General features: G+C 60.0%; 23 protein-coding genes. 10 read left to right on the forward strand and 13 right to left on the reverse strand.

All coding sequences use genetic code 11. From position 1 onward, the window contains the following. Positions 1-69 precede the first annotated feature (69 nt). Genes NDJ10_RS10685 through NDJ10_RS10695 form a run of 3 tightly spaced genes read left to right on the forward strand, consistent with a single transcriptional unit; the run spans position 70 to position 1,947 of the window. Complete coding sequence (locus NDJ10_RS10685) at positions 70-1,365, forward strand: FAD-dependent oxidoreductase (protein WP_296161995.1); 1,296 nt, start codon at positions 70-72, stop codon at positions 1,363-1,365. 10 nt (positions 1,366-1,375) lie between these two features. Continuing rightward, positions 1,376-1,630 (forward strand): MoaD/ThiS family protein, encoded by a 255-nt coding sequence (locus NDJ10_RS10690; protein ID WP_296161997.1) that lies wholly within the window; start codon positions 1,376-1,378, stop codon positions 1,628-1,630. A gap of 17 nt (positions 1,631-1,647) precedes the next feature. Then, the gene (locus NDJ10_RS10695) at positions 1,648-1,947 is read left to right on the forward strand and encodes a hypothetical protein (protein ID WP_296161999.1); all 300 of its coding nucleotides are present in this window, start codon (positions 1,648-1,650) and stop codon (positions 1,945-1,947) included. A 35-nt stretch (positions 1,948-1,982) separates the two neighbouring features. Here NDJ10_RS10695 and crcB read toward each other — a convergent pair whose 3' ends face one another. The 13 genes from crcB to gyrA form a co-directional block, all read right to left on the reverse strand. Beyond that, complete coding sequence (gene crcB / locus NDJ10_RS10700; RefSeq protein WP_296162001.1) at positions 1,983-2,366, reverse strand: fluoride efflux transporter CrcB; 384 nt, start codon at positions 2,364-2,366, stop codon at positions 1,983-1,985. A gap of 15 nt (positions 2,367-2,381) precedes the next feature. After that, positions 2,382-2,669: a helix-hairpin-helix domain-containing protein gene (locus NDJ10_RS10705; protein ID WP_296162003.1), complete on the reverse strand. Its 288-nt coding sequence runs from the start codon at positions 2,667-2,669 to the stop codon at positions 2,382-2,384. Between the two features lie 27 nt (positions 2,670-2,696). Beyond that, positions 2,697-3,716 carry an ADP-glyceromanno-heptose 6-epimerase gene (rfaD, locus tag NDJ10_RS10710; RefSeq protein ID WP_296162005.1) on the reverse strand — a complete coding sequence of 340 codons (1,020 nt, stop codon included), beginning with the start codon at positions 3,714-3,716 and terminating at the stop codon, positions 2,697-2,699. Beyond that, on the reverse strand, positions 3,713-4,642 hold the full coding sequence (gene rfaE1, locus NDJ10_RS10715; RefSeq protein ID WP_296162008.1) for a D-glycero-beta-D-manno-heptose-7-phosphate kinase: 930 nt from the start codon (positions 4,640-4,642) through the stop codon (positions 3,713-3,715). The genes rfaD and rfaE1 overlap by 4 nt, the downstream gene beginning before the upstream one ends. Continuing rightward, positions 4,639-5,796 (reverse strand): lipopolysaccharide assembly protein LapB, encoded by a 1,158-nt coding sequence (gene lapB, locus NDJ10_RS10720; RefSeq protein ID WP_296162009.1) that lies wholly within the window; start codon positions 5,794-5,796, stop codon positions 4,639-4,641. The genes rfaE1 and lapB overlap by 4 nt, the downstream gene beginning before the upstream one ends. Beyond that, positions 5,786-6,088: a LapA family protein gene (locus tag NDJ10_RS10725; protein ID WP_296162011.1), complete on the reverse strand. Its 303-nt coding sequence runs from the start codon at positions 6,086-6,088 to the stop codon at positions 5,786-5,788. The genes lapB and NDJ10_RS10725 overlap by 11 nt, the downstream gene beginning before the upstream one ends. 69 nt (positions 6,089-6,157) lie before the next feature. Beyond that, positions 6,158-6,463 (reverse strand): integration host factor subunit beta, encoded by a 306-nt coding sequence (locus tag NDJ10_RS10730; RefSeq protein ID WP_296162013.1) that lies wholly within the window; start codon positions 6,461-6,463, stop codon positions 6,158-6,160. Positions 6,464-6,578: 115 nt separating this feature from the next. Next, positions 6,579-8,261, reverse strand: coding sequence for a 30S ribosomal protein S1 (rpsA, locus tag NDJ10_RS10735; RefSeq protein WP_296162015.1), 1,683 nt, complete (start codon positions 8,259-8,261; stop codon positions 6,579-6,581). 155 nt (positions 8,262-8,416) lie between these two features. Further along, complete coding sequence (locus NDJ10_RS10740) at positions 8,417-10,414, reverse strand: bifunctional 3-phosphoshikimate 1-carboxyvinyltransferase/cytidylate kinase (protein WP_296162017.1); 1,998 nt, start codon at positions 10,412-10,414, stop codon at positions 8,417-8,419. A gap of 27 nt (positions 10,415-10,441) precedes the next feature. Further along, positions 10,442-11,359, reverse strand: coding sequence for a prephenate dehydrogenase/arogenate dehydrogenase family protein (locus NDJ10_RS10745; RefSeq protein WP_296162019.1), 918 nt, complete (start codon positions 11,357-11,359; stop codon positions 10,442-10,444). Next, positions 11,356-12,438, reverse strand: coding sequence for a prephenate dehydratase (gene pheA / locus NDJ10_RS10750; protein WP_296162022.1), 1,083 nt, complete (start codon positions 12,436-12,438; stop codon positions 11,356-11,358). The genes NDJ10_RS10745 and pheA overlap by 4 nt, the downstream gene beginning before the upstream one ends. 4 nt (positions 12,439-12,442) lie before the next feature. Next, complete coding sequence (gene serC, locus NDJ10_RS10755) at positions 12,443-13,537, reverse strand: 3-phosphoserine/phosphohydroxythreonine transaminase (RefSeq protein ID WP_296162026.1); 1,095 nt, start codon at positions 13,535-13,537, stop codon at positions 12,443-12,445. Continuing rightward, a complete protein-coding gene (gene gyrA / locus NDJ10_RS10760; RefSeq protein WP_296162027.1) occupies positions 13,515-16,148 on the reverse strand; it encodes a DNA gyrase subunit A in 2,634 nt (877 codons plus the stop codon). Before gyrA ends, serC begins: the two co-directional genes overlap by 23 nt. A gap of 245 nt (positions 16,149-16,393) precedes the next feature. Between gyrA and ompA the strand changes: the two genes are divergently transcribed. The 7 genes from ompA (at position 16,394) to NDJ10_RS10795 (ending at position 22,868) form a co-directional block, all read left to right on the forward strand. Beyond that, positions 16,394-17,038 carry an outer membrane protein OmpA gene (ompA, locus tag NDJ10_RS10765; RefSeq protein WP_296162069.1) on the forward strand — a complete coding sequence of 215 codons (645 nt, stop codon included), beginning with the start codon at positions 16,394-16,396 and terminating at the stop codon, positions 17,036-17,038. 215 nt (positions 17,039-17,253) lie between these two features. Beyond that, a complete protein-coding gene (locus tag NDJ10_RS10770; RefSeq protein ID WP_296162029.1) occupies positions 17,254-17,667 on the forward strand; it encodes a hypothetical protein in 414 nt (137 codons plus the stop codon). A 39-nt stretch (positions 17,668-17,706) separates the two neighbouring features. Continuing rightward, positions 17,707-19,128 carry a bifunctional enoyl-CoA hydratase/phosphate acetyltransferase gene (locus tag NDJ10_RS10775; RefSeq protein WP_296162032.1) on the forward strand — a complete coding sequence of 474 codons (1,422 nt, stop codon included), beginning with the start codon at positions 17,707-17,709 and terminating at the stop codon, positions 19,126-19,128. Between the two features lie 12 nt (positions 19,129-19,140). After that, positions 19,141-20,325 carry an acetate/propionate family kinase gene (locus NDJ10_RS10780; RefSeq protein ID WP_296162034.1) on the forward strand — a complete coding sequence of 395 codons (1,185 nt, stop codon included), beginning with the start codon at positions 19,141-19,143 and terminating at the stop codon, positions 20,323-20,325. 62 nt (positions 20,326-20,387) lie between these two features. Then, a complete protein-coding gene (locus tag NDJ10_RS10785; protein ID WP_296162036.1) occupies positions 20,388-21,158 on the forward strand; it encodes a 16S rRNA pseudouridine(516) synthase in 771 nt (256 codons plus the stop codon). Continuing rightward, on the forward strand, positions 21,155-22,063 hold the full coding sequence (locus NDJ10_RS10790) for an EI24 domain-containing protein (protein WP_296162039.1): 909 nt from the start codon (positions 21,155-21,157) through the stop codon (positions 22,061-22,063). Before NDJ10_RS10785 ends, NDJ10_RS10790 begins: the two co-directional genes overlap by 4 nt. Beyond that, positions 22,020-22,868 carry a molybdopterin-binding protein gene (locus tag NDJ10_RS10795; protein ID WP_296162040.1) on the forward strand — a complete coding sequence of 283 codons (849 nt, stop codon included), beginning with the start codon at positions 22,020-22,022 and terminating at the stop codon, positions 22,866-22,868. The genes NDJ10_RS10790 and NDJ10_RS10795 overlap by 44 nt, the downstream gene beginning before the upstream one ends. Positions 22,869-22,917 lie beyond the last annotated feature (49 nt).

Consider the following 22,917-nt stretch of genomic DNA (forward strand, 5'->3'; position numbering starts at 1 on the left):
GCTCGCAATGACGAAGCATAGTCACAAACAAGCGGCGTCAACAGCCGCTTGTTTTCTGGAGAAATTACCATGACCCACCACGTCATCCTTGGTGCTGGCCCGGCCGGCGTTATTGCCGCCGAGACCATCCGCAAACAGGCCCCGCTGGACAGCATCACGATCATCGGGGATGAACCCGAGCCGGCTTATTCACGCATGGCCATTCCCTATCTGTTGATGGGCAACATCGACGAGGCCGGCACCTACCTGCGCAAGAGCCCGACCCACTTCGACGACTTGAACATACAAGTGCGTGTGGCGCACGTCCAGTCTGTGCATGCAGACACCAAAACCGTGGTGCTTGACGGCGGTGAGACGGTTCAGTTTGATACCTTGCTGGTGGCGACGGGCTCGCGCCCCGTGACGCCACCCATTCCTGGCATCAAGTCGGAAGGGGTGCACCGGTGCTGGACGCTGGCCGACGCGCGCGCCATTGCCGCGCTGGCCCAGCCGGGTGCCCGTGTCCTGCAGCTCGGGGCAGGCTTCATTGGTTGCATCATCATGGAAGCGCTGGCCGCACGCGGCGTGAAACTGAGCGTGGTCGAGATGGGCGACCGCATGGTGCCGCGCATGATGGGCCCCACCGCCGGCGGCATGATCCGCGACTGGTGCGAGACCAAGGGTGTGGAAGTCTTTACCAGCACCAAGGTCGAGTCGATTGAGCCCGGAGCGCCCTTGACGGTCAAGCTGTCGAATGGCCAGACCATGCAGGCCGACCTGGTGATCAGCGCTGCCGGAGTGCGCCCAGCCATTGGTTATCTGGAAAATTCAGGTATCACCTGCCTGCTGGGCGTGCTGACCGACGAACACCTGCAAAGCAATGTGCCGGGCATTTATGCTGCCGGCGACTGCGCTGAAGCGCTGGACAAGGTGTCAGGCAAGATGATTGTCAGCGCCATCCAGCCCAATGCCGCCGAGCAGGCCCGCATTGCCGGCATGAACATGGTGGCGTTCGCGCGCGGGCAGGTCCCCAGCGCCAAGCTGAAGGGCGTCACCCAAATCAACGTGCTCGACACCCTGGGCTTGATCTCGGCCAGTTTTGGCGATTGGGAGGGTGTGCCTGGGGGCGCGCATGTCGAGTTGACCGACAAGGTCGCCGGACGCCATTTGAGCCTGCAGTTCAAGGATGACGTGCTGGTGGGCTGCAACAGCGTGGGTTGGACCGAGCACGTGGGCGTGATGCGCGGTCTGGTCGAGGGCCAGATCAAACTGGGTGACTGGGCGAATACCCTGAAGCAGGACCCGACCCGCCTGATGGAAGCCTACCTGGCTGCGGCGCAAGGGCAAAGCGACTGGTCGGGTGCAGCCGATGCGCGCAGACGCTAAAGTTCGCGGCATGAAAATTACCCTGAAACTTTTCGCGTCACTGACCGACTACCTGCCACCCGAGTCCAAGTACACCAACATCGTGGCCCTGGACATTGCCCCCGAAACCACGATCGGTCAATTGGTGGAGCAGTACCGTTTGCCTGAAAAACTGGTGCACCTGGTGCTGGTCAACGGCCACTATATCGCGCCCGAAATGCGCGCCACACGAAACCTCGCCGAGGGCGATGTACTGGCCATCTGGCCACCCATTGCCGGCGGCTGAGACACAACAAACACAGCATGCAGGACTTTTATGCCGAGCGCTTCGAGCGCGAGATGGGCTGCACCGAGGCCGAGTGGCTGATGTGGCTGCCCAGGGCTATCGGCGACCACCACTGGAAGCAGCAGGCGGACGCTGCCGGCGTGCGTATTGGCGACGGGGCGCTGGGCCTGAAGTGGCAGGCGAGCCCGCCCAGGGTGATCGGGCTCATCAGCATCCCGGTGCTCAAGGTAAGCTTTCGCTTTGCCGGCGTGGACGAACAGGCGCGTCATGCATTCATGAAGCGTTTTGACTTGTACATGCAGCGCGGCGGGGGCTAGTCGCGCCAGGCAATGACTTTTTGACCTCGGGCCAATCAAACGGATGAAGTGATAAAAAAGGTGACTGTCTTGATGCCCGCCAGGGTCAGCAGCAGCGAGCCAAAGAGATGCAGCGCTGCTGTGCCAAAACCCAGCCAATAGCGTTGTTGCCCCAACATGCCGACCACTTCAGCCGAATAGCTGGAGAAGGTGGTGAGTGCGCCCAGAAATCCCGTCACGATAGCCAAGCGCCAGGCCGGGTCGATATGCGGCAGGGCCTGAAACACGGCCACTGCCACCCCGATCAAATAGCCGCCAATCAGGTTGGCTGCAAGCGTCCCCATGGGAATCAACGCCCCCGGGTTAAGCCACAAGCCCAATCCCCAGCGCGCCAGCGCGCCCAGGCAGGCGCCAATACAAATTGCCAGCACGGACAGCATGCGCAGAAGTCGGGTTTATTTTTTGGCAGCCGGCGCGGCCTTGAAGGCGGCGCCGTTCACCGTCACGCCTTCGACAGAAAACTGGGCCGCCTTGACATCGCCAATGCCCTGCACCCGGGAAATGAAGTCGTTCCAGTCCTTGAAGACGGCCTTTTTGCGCTCAGCAAGGATTTTGCTGGAGGTGCCCGGACCGATGCCCTTGATACTGTCGAGCTCGGCCTCGGAGGCTTTGTTGATGTCGAGCGCGGCGTAACATGACAGTGCGGACAAAAAAGCGATCAGCGTGAGGAATTTCCTGAACATGGCCGTCTCCTTGAATGTGGTTCTGGGTTAGCTTTGCTGTGCCAGCCACTGCACATACCTGGCGACGCCCGTTTGTACATCCGCAAAGTCGTGATCGCAACCCGTGGCCCGCAGCGCGCCCAGGTCGGCCTGGGTATAGCACTGGTATTTGCCGCGTAGCGCATCGGGAAAGGGGATGTATTCAAGCAGGTCTTCGCTGACCAAAGCCGCGAGTGTCAGGGGCGCCTGGCCGCTGCTTTGGCGCAGCGCATTCACGACCGAGCTGGCAACGTCATTGAAAGGCTGGGCACGACCCGTGCCGAGGTTGAAAATGCCTGAAATTTCGGGATGGTCAAAGAACCACAGGTTGACCGCAACCACGTCGTCTATGAAGACAAAATCACGCATCTGGGCCCCCGCTGCATAGCCGCCATATTCCCCAAACAGCCTGACCTTGCCATCGGCCCTGAACTGGTTGAACTGGTGAAACGCCACGCTGGCCATGCGTCCCTTGTGCTGTTCGTGCGGGCCGTAGACATTGAAGTAGCGAAAGCCGACCACCTGCCGGGTGAGTCCGGCCAGGGCGCGTTCAAAGGTGGCACCACATTCGCGCCGCATGCGCTGGTCAAACAGCAATTTGGAGTAGCCATACACATTGAGCGGGTGCTCAAAGGCGGGCGCTTCTCGAAACGTGTCAGAGCCGCCATAAGTAGCGGCGCTTGAGGCGTAGAGCAGACGGGCGCCCCGTTTCTGGCAGCTCTGGTACAACTGCACCGAGGTGGCATAGTTGTTCTGCATCATGTACTTGCCGTTGCTTTCCATGGTGTCGCTGCAGGCGCCTTCGTGAAAAATGGCTTCCACTTTGCCGTAGACGTCGGCTTCAAATGCGTTGTAGAACACATCCGCATCCACGTAGTCGGCAATCTGCAGGTCTGCCAGGTTGCGAAACTTGTCGCCCTGGGTGAGGTCATCGACGGCAATGATGTCGGTCAAGCCCCGTTGGTTGAGGCCCCGAATGAGGTTGGAACCAATAAAACCGGCAGCACCGGTGACAACGATTCGGGTCATGCAAACAACTCCTCATAAGAAACGGTGGCGGTACCAAACTTGCCTACCACCAGGCCACCGGCCCGGTTCGCCCATGGCAAGGCCTCACGCAGGCTCATGCCTGCTGCTACCAGGGCGGCCAGTGTCGCGATGACAGTGTCGCCAGCACCGGTTACGTCAAACACTTCACGTGCCTGCGCCTTGACATCCATGCGTCCCTGGGCATCAAACAGTGTCATGCCTTCCTCACTGCGCGTCAGCAGCACAGCCTGCACACCGAGCTGTTGGCGCAGGTTCTGCACCTTGACCTGTAGGTCAGGTTCGTCTTGCCAGCCGCCAATGACTTGCTGCAACTCGATCCGGTTGGGTGTGATCACGGTGGCGTGCTGGTAGCGCGAATAATCCGAACCCTTGGGATCGATCAGGATCGGTTTGCCGGCTTTGACGGCGCGTGCAATCATGTCGCTGACATGCGCCAGGCCGCCCTTGCCATAGTCTGAAAACAGCACCGCCTGGTGGCTGGGCAAGAGTTCCAGAAAGGTGGCCGTCTGTGAGGCCAGAACCTCGCTCTCGGGTGTGTTTTCAAAGTCCAGCCGCAATAACTGCTGCTGGCGGCCGATGACCCGCAGTTTGACCGTGGTCTTGAGTTGCGCATCGCGGCCAAAATAGGTCTGGATGCCGGTGCCGGCTACCAGCGCCTCCAGCTTGTGACTGGCTTCGTCTTCGCCCACCACCGTGAGCAAGGAGGCCTGGGCGCCGAGGGTGACCACATTGAACGCCACATTGGCTGCGCCGCCGTTGCGTTCTTCTTCGCGCGTCACTCGCACCACCGGGACCGGGGCCTCCGGGCTGATGCGGTCCACGGCACCGTACCAGTAGCGGTCCAGCATCACGTCGCCCACCACCAGCACGCGGGCTGCGGACATATGTTCTTTGGAAATGGTCATAACTCTTCCACTCGGCGAGCGGGGTAACTGTCCCAGGTCTGGCAACCGGGACATTGCCAGAAATGTTGGGTGGCTTCAAAGCCGCAGGCGGCACAGCGGTAGCGCAGCAGAGGCCTGATGGCGTGGTCAAGTGCGCGTTGCACTTGCGGATGAAACTGTTCGTGTTCCAGCTTTTCACCCGCGATCCAGCGTGTGGCTGCCACCAGCGAAGGCTCTTTGTCCAGATGATGGGCATACCAGTCGTGGGAGCTGGTTTGCCTTGAAGGATCTGCATTTGACAGGGTGACAATGGCCTCCAGCACGTCCAGCGCGGCCTGCTCTGCATAGAGTTGTTGCAGCCTTGCCAGGGTGACTGCGACCTTGTCGCTGCGCAGCGCCAGTTCAGCCAGCGGGGGGGCAATCAGGGGAATGGCGGCGGGAGCCCGGTCAAGCGCCTGCATCAGGGTGTCCCAGGCTTCGACAACCTGGCCCAGTTGTGCCTGCAATTGGGCCAGGTCAAGGCGCGCCCGCGCCGCCTCAGGGGCTTTGTTGATGGCACGCTGCAGCAGTTCTTTAGCGCTTCCTGGTTGGCCCTGGGCCACTTGGGCGGCGGCTTGTTCGCACAGGTAATGCGCCAGTCTTGGTGTAAAACTGCCTTGGGCTGCATGTTCCAGTTTTTCGGCCATCAGCGCAGCCTGCGGCCAGTCCCTGCTGCGTTCGTAGTTGGCCAGCAATGCCAGACGGGCCTGGGCTTCGAAGGCGGTGCCTTCAAGCTTGAGCAAGGCAGTTTCTGCGTGGTCCAGCAAGCCGGCCTTGAGGTAGTCCAGGGCCAGCGCATGTTGCGCCCGGTGCCGGTCTGCCTGGCTGATGTCGGCGCGCGACAGCAGGTGTTGATGCACGCGCACCGCACGTTCATACTCGCCGCGACGACGAAACAGGTTGCCCAGGGCAAAGTGGAGCTCGGAAGTGTCGGGGTCGCTTTGGACGGCCTCAATGAAGGCGTCGATGGCCTGGTCTTGCTGCTCATTGAGCAGAAAGTTGAGACCCTTGAAATAGGCTTTGGGTGCCTGGCGATTTTCCAGCCGGATTTGACGCAGATCCAGGCGTGACGCCAGCCAACCCAGCACAAAGGCCAGCGGCAGACCAAGCAAGACCCAACTCAGGTTAAATTCCATCGGCGTAAACAGGAGGAGTGGCTGACGCAGTCGGCCCGGTGTCGGCCGGAGAAGAAGCCGCCCCCCGCTGGGCGTGGCGATGTTTCCACCACCAAGGCGCCATGCCGAGAACGCCGACCACCACGCCGATGGAGAAGGCACCCAGCACCACCAGTACCATGGGGGCAAGCCAGTAGTTACCAAAGAAGAAGTGCACCGTCGTGACTTCCTGATTGTTCAGCGCGAAGGCGAACAGGGTAAAAAAAATGGTGATCTTGACGATCCACCTTAGTAACCACAGGATGTGTTTCATCGACGATTCCCAGAGATTGGGAAGATTCTACCGTTTGAGCTTGCCGCTGCAGGCAGCTTGTGTGCGACATCAGGCCGTTGGCTGCAAGTCACTCGTGCGTTGATCCACAGCCAGACGCAAGGCTTTGCCAGGCTTGAAATGGGGCACTTTTTTTTCAGGTATGGCCACACTTTCACCGCTGCGCGGGTTGCGTCCCATGCGGGGCGGGCGGTAGTTCACGGAAAAACTGCCGAAGCCGCGAATTTCAATGCGATGACCGCGAGCCAGGGCATCATTCATGGCTTCCAGGATGGCCTTGACCGCAAACTCGGCATCGCGCTGGGTAATCTGGCCAAATTTGGCTGCAAGTTCTTCAACGAGGTCGGAGCGGGTCATGAAACTTATACCTTTGCGGGAAAGACCTTTAGCTCTGTCCCCAACTGATTAGAAAGAAAAAACGACCGGTGCACATAGGGGCAACCGGCCGTCCATTCAGTTCAACAAAAACGTTTTAGTTATTGTTGTCGAGCTTGGCGCGCAACAGCGCACCCAGGCTGGTGGTCCCGGCGTTTTCACGGGCCGACTGCTGGCTCAGCGTGGCCATGGCTTCGTTCTGGTCGGCGGCATCCTTGGCCTTGATCGACAACTGGATATTGCGGGTCTTGCGATCCACATTGACCACCACAGCGGTGACTTCGTCGCCTTCCTTGAGTACGTTGCGGGCATCTTCCACGCGGTCGCGGGAAATTTCCGAGGCACGCAGGTAGCCGATGATGTCGTCGCCCAGGTCGATTTCAGCGCCCTTGGCGTCCACGGTCTTGACCTTGCCGGTCACCACAGAACCCTTGTCGTTGATCGACGAGAAGGTGGTGAACGGGTCGGAGTCGAGCTGTTTGATACCCAGGGAGATGCGTTCACGGTCGACGTCAACGGCGAGCACCAGGGCTTCCACTTCCTGGCCCTTCTTGTACTCGCGCACGGCGGTTTCGCCGGGCTCGTTCCAAGACAGGTCAGACAGGTGCACCAGGCCGTCGATGCCGGCAGCCAGACCGACGAAGACGCCGAAGTCGGTGATCGACTTGATCGGGCCCTTGACGCGGTCGCCGCGCTTGGTGTTCTGCGCAAATTCCTGCCATGGGTTGGCCTTGCACTGCTTCATGCCCAGGCTGATACGGCGCTTGTCTTCGTCGATTTCCAGCACCATGACTTCGACTTCGTCGCCCAGGGCAACGATCTTGCTCGGTGCCACGTTCTTGTTGGTCCAGTCCATTTCGGAAACGTGCACCAGGCCTTCGATACCGGGCTCGAGTTCGACGAACGCGCCGTAGTCTGCGATGTTGGTGATCTTGCCGAACATGCGGGTGCCTTGCGGGTAGCGGCGGTTGACGCCCATCCACGGGTCATCACCCATCTGCTTCAGACCCAGCGAGACACGGTTTTTCTCGGTGTCGAACTTCAGGATCTTGGCGGTGATTTCCTGGCCAGCGGTCACCACCTCAGACGGGTGACGGACACGGCGCCAGGCCATGTCGGTGATGTGCAGCAGGCCGTCGATACCGCCCAGGTCCACAAACGCGCCGTATTCGGTGATGTTCTTGACCACGCCCTGAACGATGGCACCTTCCTTGAGGGTGTTCATCAGCTTGGAGCGCTCTTCGCCCATGGAGGCCTCCACCACGGCGCGGCGGCTCAGCACCACGTTGTTGCGCTTGCGGTCGAGCTTGATGACCTTGAATTCCAGGGTCTTGTTCTCGTACGGCGACAGGTCCTTGGTCGGACGGGTGTCGACCAGTGAACCGGGCAGGAAGGCGCGGATGCCGTTGACCAGCACGGTCAGGCCACCCTTGACTTTGCCACTGGTCTGACCCGTGACAAATTCGCCGGTTTCCAGCGCTTTTTCCAGGGCCATCCAGGACGCCAGACGCTTGGCCGTATCACGGCTCAGAATGGTGTCGCCGTAGCCGTTTTCGATCGAGCCAATGGCGACTGACACGAAGTCGCCAACCTGGACTTCGGTTTCGCCCTGGTCGTTCTTGAATTCTTCCAGCGGGACATAGGCTTCAGACTTGAGGCCGGCGTTGACGACCACAAAGCTGTGCTCGATACGAACCACTTCGGCAGTGATCACTTCGCCCGGGCGCATTTCTGTGCGTTGCAAGGACTCTTCAAACAGGGCGGCAAAAGATTCAGACATGTTTTGATGCGGTGTTAGCGCAGGTTATTTCGCGGGTTTAAGCGCGGGGTTAAGTTTTTTGAACCTCATTCGCAATGCGCCAGTGCAGCGCGAGGGGGCGGATGAGGGCCGGTGCATTGGCCGAAACCTTTGCGGTTTTTGCCCTTCAGACAGGATCAGAAAGGCTGTTTGCCTTGCCACCAACCCAACACCAGATTGACCGATTCTTCAACCGATACATGGGAGTTGTCCAGCAACTTGGCATCTGCGGCCGGCTTGAGAGGTGCAACGCTGCGGGATGAATCCCGGGCATCACGTGCTTCCAAGTCGGCGCGAAGAGCGGCGAGTGTAATTGATTTGTCTTTTGAAATCAACTGTTTAAACCGCCTTTGCGCGCGTTGTTCGGCGCTGGCGGTTAAAAATACCTTGAGCGGGGCCTCGGGAAAAATCACGGTACCCATGTCGCGGCCATCGGCGACCAGGCCGGGCAGGCGGCGAAACCCATGCTGCAGGTCCACCAGCGCGGCGCGCACACGGGGCAGGACCGACACTTTGGAGGCATTCATGCCGGCTTCTTCGGTGCGGATGGCCTCGGAAACGTCTTCGCCCGCCAACAGTACCCGGTCCCCCGTGAATTCAAGGCGCAAGCCTTGCGCCAGCGTGGCAATGGCGTCTTCGCCGTGGGGATCCAGCGGCAGACCGGCCTGCTTGGCAGCCAGCGCCGTGATGCGGTAGAGCGCGCCCGAATCCAGCAGGTGGTAGCCCAACTGGCTGGCCAATTGGGCCGCCAGCGTGCCTTTGCCCGAGGCCGTGGGGCCATCGACGCAAATCACGGGAATCCGGGCTGGGTCCACCAGCACCAACGAGAACAAGGCTTCAAAAAAGTCGGGAAAAGTCTTGGCAACACACTTGGGATCTTCAATGCGCACCGGCAAACCTGCCGGGTTGAAGGTGGCCAGCGCAAAACACATGGCCACGCGGTGGTCGTCATAGGTGTGGATGCTGGCGGCCTGCCAATGCGCGGGACTGGCGGGTGGTGTGACCTGGATAAAGTCGGCCCCTTCGACCACCGTCGCGCCGAGCTTGCGCAGCTCACACGCCATGGCGGCAATGCGGTCGGTTTCCTTGACGCGCCAACTGGCAATGTTGCGCAGGGTGGTGGTGCCGTCGGCATACAAAGCCATCACCGCCAGGGTCATGGCCGCATCGGGAATGTGGTTGCAATCAAGGTCGATGGCGGTGAGTGGCCAGGTACCACGCGACACTTCCAGCCAGTTGGGGCCGCTGACCACCCGGGCGCCCATCATCCGGGCGGCCTCGATGAATCGGATGTCACCCTGAATCGAATCGGCTCCCAGGCCTTCGATGCGGATGCTGCGGTGTCCTTCAGAGGCGGTCGCGATGGCACCCAGGGCGATGAAATAGCTGGCAGAAGACGCGTCGGCTTCCACATGCACCACGCCAGGCGAGCGCAAGGCACTGCCGGCCGGGATGGTGAAGCGTTGCCAGCCTTCCCGCTGCACCTGCACGCCGAAGCGCGCCAGCAGGTTCAGCGTGATCTCGATATATGGGCGCGAGATCAGTTCACCCACCACATCGATCACGATGTCCTGCCGTGCCACCAGTGGCAGCGCCATCAGCAGTGCGGTCAGGAACTGGCTCGACACGTCACCGCGCACCTGGATCGGGGCGTCAAGCTGGAGGCCGGGCTGGCCGATGTGCAGCGGCGGGTAGCCGTCCTTGCCCGTGTAATCGATCTGGCAACCCAACTGGCGCAGCGCAACGACGAGATCGCCAATGGGGCGTTCGTGCATGCGCGGGACGCCGTGCAGCTCAAAATCTCCCCCCATGACTGCCAGCGCGGCCGTCAAGGGGCGGATGGCGGTGCCGGCATTGCCCATGAACAGGCTGGCCTGGCGCTGGATGGGCTGTCCGCCCATGCCGTCGACGACCACCGTGTTGCCCGTCTGTTCCACCCCGCAACCGAGTGCGCGCAGGGCGTCGAGCATGATCCGGGTGTCATCCGAGTCGAGCAGGTCGTGCACGGTGGTGCGGCCCGAACTCAGTGCGGCCAGCAGCAGGACACGGTTCGAAATGCTCTTGGAGCCTGGCAGCTGGAGGGTTCCGCCAGCCGCCTGGAGCGCTGGCACGTCGAGAAACGCGGTGGTGTACATAGTGATGAAAAAGACGCGGACCGGGCCTCACTGTTGCGTGAGGTCGTCGCGGTTGGGAATGGTGGCGTTGAGGCGCCAGGGGGCGCGCAAATCACGCGAGCGTTGCACAAAGGCCTCCAGCGTGGCACTGTCGCCTGCTTCCAGGGCAGTTTCAAATTGCTGCAAGGCGTGCTTGAAATGCTTCAGCTGGGACCGGATGGCGGTGCGGTTGGAGCCAAACACATCACGCCACATGTCCGGGTTGGCACCGGCGATGCGGGTGAAATCGCGAAAACCGGGGCCGGCCAGCGCCAGGAACAGGTCGATTTGGGGCTGGTCGGCCAGGCTGTTGATGTAGCTGAAGGCCAGCAGGTGGGGCAGGTGGCTGACCGCGGCAAATACCGTGTCGTGGTCTTGTGGGCTCATGGTCACGACATCGGCACCGCAAATGCGCCACATGGACTCCACGGTCGCGATGGCGCCCAAGGTGTTCTGCGGCAAGGTGGTCAAAATGACCTTGCGGTTTTCATACAGGTCGGCATCGGCATGCTCGACCCCGGCATGCTCCTTGCCCGCGATCGGGTGCGCGGGAACAAAACGGTGGATGTGCTCGCCCAGATGCACTTGTGCGTGGCGCACCACGTCGCTTTTGGTCGAGCCGACGTCGGTGATGACGGCACCGCTTGCCAGATGGGGGGCAATGGCCGTCATGGTCGGGGCCAGGGCGCCCACCGGCGTGGCCAGAATCACCACGTCGGCCCCTTGCACGGTTTGCACCAGGTCCGGCGCGGCGCGGTCGATCACGCCCCGCGCCAGCGCCAATTCGCGCGTGGCCGGGTTGCGGCTGTAGCCGACCACCTCGTCCACGTACTCGGCGCGTTTGAGCGCCAGGGCCACCGAGCCGCCCATCAAGCCGCAGCCGATGATGGCGAGACGCCGGATGCGCTGGCTCGTGCCTGCGTTCATGCCTCGGCGACCGGAAAGGTGCCCAGGATCTTGAAGAAGCCGCACAGCGATTGCAGGTCGTGCAAGGCGGCAGCAACGTTTGGCTGGGACGGGTGGCCGTCGAGGTCGATGTAAAAAAAGTACTCCCACTGCGCCGAGCGGGCCGGACGCGATTCGAATCGCGTCATCGACACGCCATGGACCTTGAGCGGATTGAGCAGGTCGTGAACGGCACCGGGCCGGTTCGGCACCGAGACCACCAGGCTGGTGCAGTCCTTGCCCGACGCCGCCGGGGCCTCCAGGGTTTGCGGCAGGCAAATGACGCCAAAGCGGGTGCGGTTGTGAGCCTGATCCTGAATGGCACGTGCTGCGATGTGCAGGCCATATTCCGAGCTGGCACGTTCACTGGCAATGGCCGCCCAATTGGCGTGTTCGGTGGCCAGTCGCGCGCCCTCGGCGTTGCTGCTGACCGCATGGCGTTCGGCATCGGGCAAATGGCGTGTCAGCCACTCCTGGCATTGGGCCAGTGCCTGCGGGTGGGCGGCCACCACGTCGATGCCCGCCAGGTCGGGGTTCTGGCGCAGCAGGTGGTGGCGAATGACCAGACTGAGTTCGCCAATGATGTGGGTGGGCGAGTTCAGCAATTGATCGAGCGAACGGGTGATGACGCCCTCGGTGGAATTTTCCAGCGGAACAACGCCGAAATCGGCGGAGCCGGCAGCAGCGGCGTGAAAAACCTCGTCCAGCGAGGCGCAGGGAATTTCCTGAATGCTGGTGCCAAAGAACGACAGCGCAGCTTCCTGGCTGAAGGTGCCGACCGGGCCCAGGTAGGCCACGCGCTGCGGGGCTTCCAGGGCACGACAAGCCGACATGAGCTCGCGCCAGATGTGGCCAATGCTGTGCGCGCTGAGTCGGCCGGTGTTGATGGACTGCAGCTTGTTGATCACCGCCGCTTCGCGATCGGGGCGAAAGATTGGTGAACCGTCGCGCTTCTTGAGTTCGCCAACCTCGTGGGCCAATTCGGCCCGTTCATTGATCAGCTGCAGCAGTTGGCGGTCCACCGCGTCGATGGCGTCACGCAATTCCAACAAGGTTCTCATTCGCTCAGTGCCTTTTCTCGAAAGCTGTCATGTAGTCGACGAGCGCTTGCACGCCCTCCAAAGGCATGGCGTTGTAGATGCTGGCACGCATACCGCCGACCGATTTATGGCCTTTGAGTTGCAATAGGCCGCGCTCGCGGGCGCCGGCCAGGAAAGCGTCGTTGAGGCTTTCGTCGCGCAGGTAGAACGGCACGTTCATGCGCGAGCGACAATCCCTGGCCACCCGGTTAAGGTACAGGTCGGAGTGGTCAATGGCGTTGTACAGCAGCTCGGCCTTGGCGATATTGCGGGCTGCAACCGCTGCGATGCCGCCCTGGGCTTTGAGCCACTTGAACACCAGTCCGGCGATGTAGATCGAATAGGTGGGCGGGGTGTTGAACATCGAATCGTTGTCGGCTACCGTGCGGTAATTGAAGGCGCTGGGGCACATGGGCAGCGCACGGTCGAGCAGGTCTTCGCGCACCACCACCAGCGTCAAACCCGCCGGCCCCAGATTTTTCTGGGCTCCGCCAAAGGCCAGGCCAACGCGCGACCAATCCACCGGGCGCGAGGCTACGTGCGATGAAAAGTCGATGACCAGGGGCGCGTCGCAACCCAGCGCCTTCAGGTCGGGCAATTCGTGGTATTCGACACCGTTGATGGTTTCGTTGCTGCAGATATGCACATAGGCCGGCTTGTCACTGAGTTGCCAGCCGGCAGGGTCGGCCAGCGTGGTGTGGCCGTTGTCCTTGGTGTTGGCCGCCTCATGGGCGATGCAGTACTTGCGTGCTTCCCCCAGGGATTTTTGGCTCCAGCTGCCAGTCACCACAAAATCGGCCATCTGACCTTTTGACAGGTTCAAAGGAACGATGGCGTTTTCAGCCAGACCACCGCCCTGCATGAAGAGCAGCTTGAAGTGCTCGGGCACGGCCAGCAACTCGCGCAGATCAGCCAGCGCTTGCTGGTGAATGATGCCGAATTCCTTGCCGCGGTGGCTCATTTCCATCACGCCCATACCGCTGCCGTGCCAGTCGAGCATCTCGGCCGCAGCCTCTTCCAGCACTGCGTCCGGCATGACGGCGGGGCCGGCGGAAAAGTTATACGGTCGCATCGCTGTCATCGTCGGTACTGTCTTCGGTGGCGGGAATGGCATCGTTTTCCACAATGCGCTGCAGGCCGCTGAGTTGCGAGCCGTCATCCAGACCAATCAGCGTCACACCCTGGGTGGCACGACCCAATTCGCGGATTTCAGAGACACGGGTGCGCACCAGCACGCCCTTGTCGGTGATCAGCATGATTTCATCGTCGGCATGCACCAGCGTGGCAGCCACCACCTTGCCGTTGCGTTCACTTTGCTGGATGGCGATCATGCCCTTGGTGCCGCGGCCGTGGCGGGTGTACTCGGCAATGCTGGTGCGTTTGCCATAACCATGCTGGGTGGCAGTGAGCACGCTTTGCGTTTCGTCTTCGGCGACCAGCATGGCAATCACGCTCTGGCCTTCTTCGAGCGTCATGCCGCGCACGCCACGTGCCTGGCGGCCCATCGGGCGCACGTCGTTTTCATCAAAACGCACGGCCTTGCCGCCATCAGAGAACAGCATCACGTCGTGCTCGCCGTCGGTCAGCGCGGCACCAATCAGAAAGTCGCCCTCGTCGAGGTCGACGGCAATGATGCCAGCCTTGCGTGGATTGGAAAATTCAACCAGCGCGGTTTTCTTGACCGTGCCCATGCTGGTGGCCATGAACACATAGTGGTCAGCCGGAAAGCTGCGCTTTTCACCAGTGAGCGGCAGTACCACGGTGATTTTTTCACCCTCCTGCAGGGGGAACATGTTGACGATCGGGCGACCGCGTGAGCCACGCGAACCCTGCGGGACTTCCCATACCTTGAGCCAGTACATGCGGCCGCGGTTGCTGAAGCACAGGATGTAGTCGTGGGTGTTGGCGATGAAGAGCTGGTCGACCCAGTCGTCTTCCTTGGTGGCGGTGGCCTGCTTGCCGCGACCGCCGCGTTTTTGTGCCCGGTATTCACTCAAGGGCTGGCTTTTGATGTAGCCGCTGTGGCTCAGGGTGACCACCATGTCGGTCGGGGTGATCAGGTCTTCGGTGGACAGGTCGAACGAGCTGTGTTCCACCAGGGAGCGGCGTGCGCCAATTTTTGTCAGACCAAATTCGGCCTTGATGGCTGTCAGTTCTTCACCGATGATGATGGAGACGCGCTCGGGCCGGGCCAGGATGTCCAGCAGGTCGTCGATCTCGGCCATGACTTCCCTGTATTCGGCGACGATCTTGTCCTGCTCCAGACCGGTCAGGCGTTGCAGACGCATCTGCAGAATTTCCTGCGTCTGGGTTTCAGACAGGCGGTACAGGCCGTCTTTGCCCATGCCGTACTGCAGTTCAAGGCCATTGGGGCGGTAGTCGTCGGCGTTGACCACACCGCCGTCGGCACGTGTGCGGGTCAGCATTTCGCGCACCAGCGTACTGTCCCAGGCGCGACTCATCAGCTCGGCCTTGGCGACCGGTGGCGTGGGTGATTCGCGGATGATGCGGATGAATTCGTCGATGTTGGCCAGGGCCACGGCCAGGCCTTCCAGCACATGACCGCGTTCGCGCGCCTTGCGCAGATTGAATACGGTGCGTCGCGTTACCACTTCACGGCGATGCTGCAGGAAGACCTCGATCAGGTCCTTCAGGTTGCACAGTTTCGGTTGGCCGTTGATCAGGGCCACCATGTTCATGCCAAAGGTGTCCTGCAACTGCGTCTGTTTGTACAGGTTGTTGAGTACCACCTCGGGCACTTCGCCGCGCTTGAGTTCGATCACCAGGCGCATGCCGGACTTGTCCGACTCGTCCTGGATGTGGCTGATGCCTTCGATTTTCTTTTCATGCACCAGTTCGGCCATGCGCTCTTGCAAGGTTTTCTTGTTGACCTGGTAGGGCAGTTCATCCACGATGATGGATTGGCGCTGGCCTTTGTCTATGTCTTCAAAGTGGCACTTGGCGCGCATCACCACCCGACCACGGCCGGTGCGATAACCGTCCTTGACGCCCTGGATGCCGTAAATGATGCCGGCAGTGGGGAAGTCCGGTGCCGGAACAATTTCCATCAGCTCATCGATTGAGGCCTCCGGGTTGCGCAGCAGGTGCAGGCAGGCATCCACCACTTCATTGAGGTTGTGCGGCGGGATGTTGGTGGCCATGCCCACGGCAATGCCGCCCGATCCGTTGACCAGCAAATTGGGCAGGCGCGACGGCATGACCAGTGGTTCTTTCTCGGAACCGTCGTAGTTGGGGCCGAAGTCCACGGTTTCCTTGTCGAGGTCGGCCAGCATCTCATGCGCAATTTTGGCCAGGCGGATTTCGGTGTAACGCATGGCAGCGGCGCTGTCGCCGTCCACCGAGCCGAAGTTGCCCTGGCCGTCCACCAGCATGTGGCGCATGGAGAAATCCTGTGCCATGCGCACGATGGTGTCGTAGACCGACTGGTCACCGTGCGGGTGGTATTTACCAATGACATCGCCGACGATACGCGCCGATTTTTTGTAAGCCTTGTTCCAGTCGTTGTTGAGCTCGTGCATCGCAAACAGCACACGCCGGTGAACCGGTTTCAAACCATCGCGCGCATCGGGCAGTGCCCGCCCGACGATCACGCTCATGGCGTAATCCAGATAGCTTCGGCGCATCTCGTCGGCGAGACTGGTGGGCAGGGTTTCTTTGGCGAACTGGGTCATGGGGTGGACTTGAGGCTAGGCAAGATCTAAGTTAGCTGCCCATTTTAAGCTGTGCGTCTGTGGTTGCTTAGCAACGTCAGTGCCAAATCGTCACGGGTGGTACCGGGAAAGTCAGGATGCGTTGATTTTGCGCATGGCATGGAAACCATGCTGTGGCACAATAAACTCAACGCCCAATTTGATAGGCATCTTGGGTGTCCGTATACCGACGCAGCTTGCTGCGGATATTTTCTTTAAGGAGAACCCTGATGAAATTGAATAAAGTGGCCATGCTGATCGCTACTGCGGCTCTTGTAACTGCCGCCGGCGCACAAACCGTTGATAACTGGCGCAGTTCCGACGGCACCGTTTGGAAAAATGGCACCAACGAACTCTGCTGGCGTGATTCCAACTGGACTCCCGCTACTGCCGCTGTCGGTTGTGATGGTGCCATCGTGGCACCCAAGGTTGTGGCACCTGCGCCCGTGGTCGCTCCTGCACCCGTCGTGGTCGCTCCTGCGCCGGCACCCAAACCCGCACCAGTGCCCGTCGCTGCTGCCAAGGTGACTTACGCCGCTGATGCCTTCTTCGATTTTGACAAATCTGTTCTCAAGCCTGAAGGCAAAGCCAAGCTCGATGATCTGGCTGCTAAAGTCAAGGACATCAATCTTGAAGTGGTGATTGCCGTTGGTCACACCGACGCCACCGGCCCTGATGGTTACAACCAAAAACTGTCAGTCCGTCGTTCTGAAGCTGTCAAGGCTTACCTGGAATCCAAAGGCATTGAAAAGAATCGTATCTACACCGAAGGCAAGGGTGAGGCACAGCCTGTGGCAGACAATAAAACCAAAGAAGGTCGCGCTAAGAACCGTCGCGTTGAAGTTGAAGTGGTGGGTACACGCGCCAAGTAATTGGCTCATGTCTTAGCGTTTCAAGCACAACAAAAAACCCGCTTCGGCGGGTTTTTTGTTGTCTGAAATGAGGTTTGGATACCGCTGTGGCCGTACTGTCCAGCGCGCCAGCTCTCTTTTTTCACATGAACTTATGCCAATTGTTGCGGATTAGCACCTAGGGTTTACCCTAAAATGTTACCTTTGGTAATTTATGTCAGACAAAAATGTAAACCATGGCAGCACAGGATATCGATCAATTGACCCAACGCCTGTGTATTTCCATGGAAGGGCTCAATGTCCGTATTGCCCGACTGGCTTCGGCTCTGCATGTTGCCTTGAATGATCCCATTGCCATGGACGTGCTGATGGCAACGCGACAAACCCAATCGATTGTCAATGAGCGACGTACCGCCCATATTGACCTGGCCCAGGTGAACGTCAGCGCTGATCGCCGCCGGAGTCATCTGCAAGAGGAGTTGCGGGGCTTGCTGGTGTTGCGACTTCAACTGGAGACGGCCAGCCTTGATAACAACGGTTTGAGTGTGACACTTCAAGCAATGGCGCAGGCTGAAGAGCACCTGATTCGTCAGGGATTCGAGCCGGGTGCTGACGGTTTGGATCTGGATGAATTTTTTAAAGTTAGCTAGGTTTATGCGCTGTGTTTATTTAAATATTGGTGGACTGATATGAACCCGCCTACGGATGCTGAACTGATCGAAAACTACACCTACTCCGAGATCAAGCTCGGGCAAAGTGCCCGTTTACTGCGCACCTTGACGCTCGAAGACATCCAGGCTTTTGCCGCGGTTTCAGGTGATACCAACCCAGCACACCTGGATTCGGTCTATGCCAGTGACAGTCTGTTTCATGGTGTGATCGCCCACGGTATGTGGAGCGGGGCGCTCATTTCGGCCTTGTTGGGCACCCAGTTTCCTGGCCCCGGCACCATTTACCAGGATCAGGCCCTGCATTTTGTCAAACCGGTTCGCGTCGGAGACACGCTCACCGTGACCGTGACCGTGACAGCCCTGCATCCGGAAAACAACAGCGTGGAGCTTGACTGCCGGGTGTTCAATCAGCGTGGTGAGCTGGTTCTGAGCGGTATGGCCAAGGTACTCGCTCCGACCAGCAAGGTGCGTTTGCCGCGTGTGGCAGCGCCACAGATCCAGTTGTTTGATCCTCAGGCGCGCTTCAATGACCTGTTGGCGCTGGGGCACAAGCTTGAATCGGTACGCTGTGCCGTGGTGCACCCCTGTGACGAAGGATCGCTCAGTGGCGCCATGGATGCCGCCCGCTATGGCCTGATCGTGCCGGTGCTGATTGGTCCTGAAGTGCGCATTCGCCATGTGGCCGCAGAAGCGGGCATTGATTTGACCGGCGTTGAAATCCTGTCCGTGCCACATAGCCATGCTGCGGCCGAAAAAGCCGCCGACATGGCGGCTTCGTGGGAAGTCGAAATGCTGATGAAGGGCAGCCTGCATACCGACGAACTGATTCACGCGGTGCTGGCCAAGTCGGCTTTGCGTACGGGACGGCGCATGTCGCATGTATTTCGTTTTGATGTGCCGCTCTACCATAAACCCTTGCTCATCACCGATGCCGCGCTCAACATCCATCCCAGCCTGAATGAGAAAGTGGACATCATCCAGAACGCCATCGACTTCGCACGCATTTTGGGTGTGGTCGAGCCCAAAGTCGCCATTTTGTCGGCGGTGGAAATGGTCAACCCCGGCATTCCTTCCACGCTGGATGCTGCAGCCCTGTGCAAAATGGCCGAGCGTGGTCAGATCACTGGCGGTGTGCTCGATGGGCCGCTGGCTTTTGACAATGCCATCTCAATGCAAGCAGCACAAATCAAGAATATTCAATCGGTGGTTGCAGGCCATGCCGACATCCTGGCGGTGCCTGATCTGGAGAGTGGCAACATGCTGGCCAAGCAACTGGAATACCTGGCCGGTGCCAGCGGTTCCGGCATTGTGCTCGGGGCCCGGGTGCCCATTGCGCTGACCAGTCGTGCGGATGGTCCCTCGAACCGGGTGGCCTCTGCACTGCTTGCCTTGCTGGTTGCGCATAACGCGCGCCGCGACCACCCCCGTCCCATTTGGTAATCTGGAGAAACCATGTCTATTTTGTCGGTCAATGCGGGCTCGTCGAGTCTGAAGTTTTCACTATATCCTCTCGTACAACACCAGGTCACGCCGCAGATACTCTCGGGCAACATTGAGGGTCTGGAGCCAGGCGGTTCACCGGAAATGTGCTGGAGTTTTCAAGGTCAAAGCCAGCGTCGCCAATTGAATTTGGGTACGGAGCAGGTCTTTGCCAAGGCCTTGCTGAGTTTGCGCGAACTGCTTGCGAGCCTGCCGAACATTCCCGCCATGCAGGCCGTGGTGCATCGGGTGGTGCATGGCGGCGCGCAATACCGTGTCAGTGTGCTCATCACCGACGCCGTGCTGGCCGACCTGACGCAACTTATTTCCCTGGCACCCTTGCACCAGCCTGCCAACCTGGAAGGCATACGTGCCTTTTCACAAGCCTTTGCCGGGCTACCGCAGGTGGCATGCTTTGACACGGCTTTTCATGCCACTTTGCCCGAAGTTGATTACCGCTTTGCCTTGCCTGAAGCGCTGTACCAGCAGGGACTGCGTCGTTACGGTTTTCATGGTCTGTCGTACCAGTATGTCATGGGTGTGTTGCAGCAAAGCAGCTCCCGCGGGAACGGCCGGGTGCTGATGGCGCACCTGGGCAATGGTGCCAGCCTCTGTGCGGCCCGGGCCGGCCAGAGTTGCTCGACCAGCATGGGTTTTTCGGCACTTGACGGTTTGATGATGGGTACTCGCCCGGGGTCGCTGGATTCGGGTGTCCTGCTGTATCTGATGGAGCAGGGCTGGGATCATGACCGCCTGCAAAAGCTGCTGTACAAGCAAAGCGGCCTGCTCGGTGTGTCGGGGGTATCTGCCGATATGCGCCGCCTGCGGGCTGACACTTCGCCTGGCGCCAAGTTGGCGGTGGACATATTTGCGTATCGGGTGGCGCGTGAAAGCGGGGCTCTTGTCGCTTGCATGCAAGGTCTGGATGTGCTGGCCTTCAGTGGTGGCATTGGCGAGCATGATGTGGCCTTGCGTACCGAGCTTGGGCAGCGGATGGCGTGGCTGGGTGTACAAATTGACCCCGTGCGCAATGCACAGGCGACCGCCGACCAGGTGATGTCGATCCACGCGCCAGACAGTAGGGTGGAAGTTTGGGTAGTTCCCACCGATGAAGGTGTTGTGGCGGCGCGTGAGGCGGCGCGACTGCTGCATCCCTGAGGCACGGCCTCTGCCGCGTGTCCCGGTCGCGTTGGCGCTGCGCACTTTGCGATACTCGGTGCATGCAGCTTCAAGACATTCTTTATTCACAAGGCTTTGGTACCCGGCGTGTTTGCGCCGGATTGATCCAGCAGGGGTTTGTTCAGGTTTACGACCACAGTGAACCTCCGGCTCCTGTCAAATGTGTGCAGTCGACGGCTGAATTCGAAGCAGAAGGGCTGCGCTTTCAGGTTCAGGGGGTGGACTGGCCCTACGCCGAGAAGGCTTACATCATGCTGCACAAACCGGCTGCCACCGAGTGTTCGCAAAAACCTTCCACCTACCCCAGCATCTACACCTTGCTGCCGTCACCACTGAGACTGCGGCCTCAAAAAGGCGCAGTACAAGGCGTGCAGGCCGTGGGGCGACTGGACCAGGACACCACCGGCCTGCTGTTGCTCACCGACGATGGCAAGTTCATCCACCGCATGAGCTCGCCGCGCCACCATGTGCCCAAGGTTTATGAGGTCACGGTCAAGCATCCTCTGGATGCCCGTCAGGTCAACCAGTTGCTGGCGGGTGTGGTGCTCGATGACGACCCCAAGCCGGTGCGCGCGGCGGCCTGCGAGGCCGTCTCTGAATTCCATTTGCGGTTGACCTTGACCGAGGGCAAATACCACCAGGTCAAACGCATGGTCGCTGCCGTGAGCAACCGGGTGGAAGCCTTGCACCGCTCACAAATCGGCGGTCTGCGTTTGCCTGATGACCTGGCGCCCGGCCAATGGCGCTGGTTGCGCGCGGCGGATCTGGCCAGCATTGCGGGCGAGCCTGCTGAGGTATGCTTGACCACATGAGTCTGTTGTTCGATTCCTTCTGGCGTGCGGTGGCCTATGGCTTGAAGCCAAGGGTTGTGGTCTTGTCGTTTTTGCCACTGTTGCTGATGACTGCCCTGGCGCTGGGCCTGGGCTACCTGTATTGGGATGGCGTGCTGGATTCGGTGCGTCTGTGGCTCGAATCTTCGGCCCTGATGAACAGCATTTCAGGCTGGTTGCAGAGTTTTGGCTTGGGTAACCTGAAAGTCGTACTGGCACCACTGATCGTGATTTTTACGGTGACACCGTTCATTGTGGTGTTTTCACTGCTGGTGGTGGCGCTCATGATGACTCCGGCGCTGACCTCGTTGGTGGCAAGAAACCGATTTCCTTCACTGGAGCGAAAACGCGGTGGTTCCCTGCTTGCCAGTCTGTGGTGGTCGCTGGTGTCCACCTTGTTGGCTTTGGTTGCGCTGATCGTGTCGGTGCCGCTGTGGCTGATTCCGCCCCTGATCCTGATTCTGCCGCCGCTCATCTGGGGCTGGCTCACTTACCGGGTCATGGCTTTTGATGCATTGGCTGAACATGCCAGCAGCGAGGAACGGCGCGAGATTTTTCGTCGCCATCGGCTTACTCTGCTCGGAATTGGCCTGTTTTGTGGCTATTTGGGCGCCGCCCCTAGTCTGATCTGGGCCTCGGGTGTTTTGTTTGTGGCGGCGTTTGTCGTGCTGGTGCCCCTGGCGATCTGGCTTTACACGATGGTGTTTGCCCTGGCCTCGCTCTGGTTTGCGCATTTCTGCCTGGCTGCCTTGCAAGGCTTGCGGGCCGAGCGTGCCCAGGCCGCTGTCACGCCAGCACCGCCCGGCGCCATGCCGCCCGATTCTTTGACCCTGCCACTTAGCCATGCACCTGACCGATCCGAACCCACATCGCCTCACCAGCCCTGAGGCTGCCCCAAACTTCGGTTTGCTCATTATTGGCGATGAAATTTTGTCGGGCAAACGGGCCGACAAACATTTGCCCAAGATGATCGAATTGCTCAAGGAGCGGGGCTTGTCGTTGGCCTATGCCGAATATGTGGGTGACGATCCTGAGCGCATCACCGCAGTCTTGCAGCGCGCTTTTGAGTCGGGTGATGTGGTGTTTTCCACCGGCGGCATAGGCGCCACGCCAGATGACCACACCCGCCAGTGCGCTGCGCGTGCGTTGGGTGTGAACCTGGAACTGCATCCGCAGGCCAGGGTTTTGATTGAACAACGCATGCAGGAGTTGGCGCTGGAGCAGGGAAAGACCTACGACCCCACGCATGCCGACAACCTGCACCGTCTCAACATGGGCGTTTTCCCGCAGGGTGCGCAGATCATTCCCAACCCCTACAACAAGATACCTGGCTTTAGTTGTGGCCATGTCCACTTCGTGCCAGGGTTTCCGGTCATGGCCTGGCCCATGATGGCTTGGGTGCTTGACACCCATTACCCGGTGTTTTTTGCCAAAGATGCCTGGCAGGAGCGTTCGGTGATCGTTTTTGGTGCGATGGAAGCCACCCTGACCCCCTTGATGGAAGCCATTGAGCGTGATTTCACCGGCATCAAGGTGTTCAGCCTGCCCAGCGTTGACCATCCCGAATACGGTCGCCACATTGAGCTTGGGGTCAAAGGAGCGCCTGATGCTGTGGCCCCTGCGTTTGCCGCGCTGGTGGATGGGCTGGCACCATTTAGGGTCAAATTAGGCCCTGAATTAGTGCGTTCATGAGCTGTTGATCCGAGCCGTGATTTCATGCACTAAATTGGTGCATTTGTGC

Source organism: Rhodoferax sp., assembly GCF_023700745.1.
GTDB lineage: Bacteria > Pseudomonadota > Gammaproteobacteria > Burkholderiales > Burkholderiaceae_C > Rhodoferax.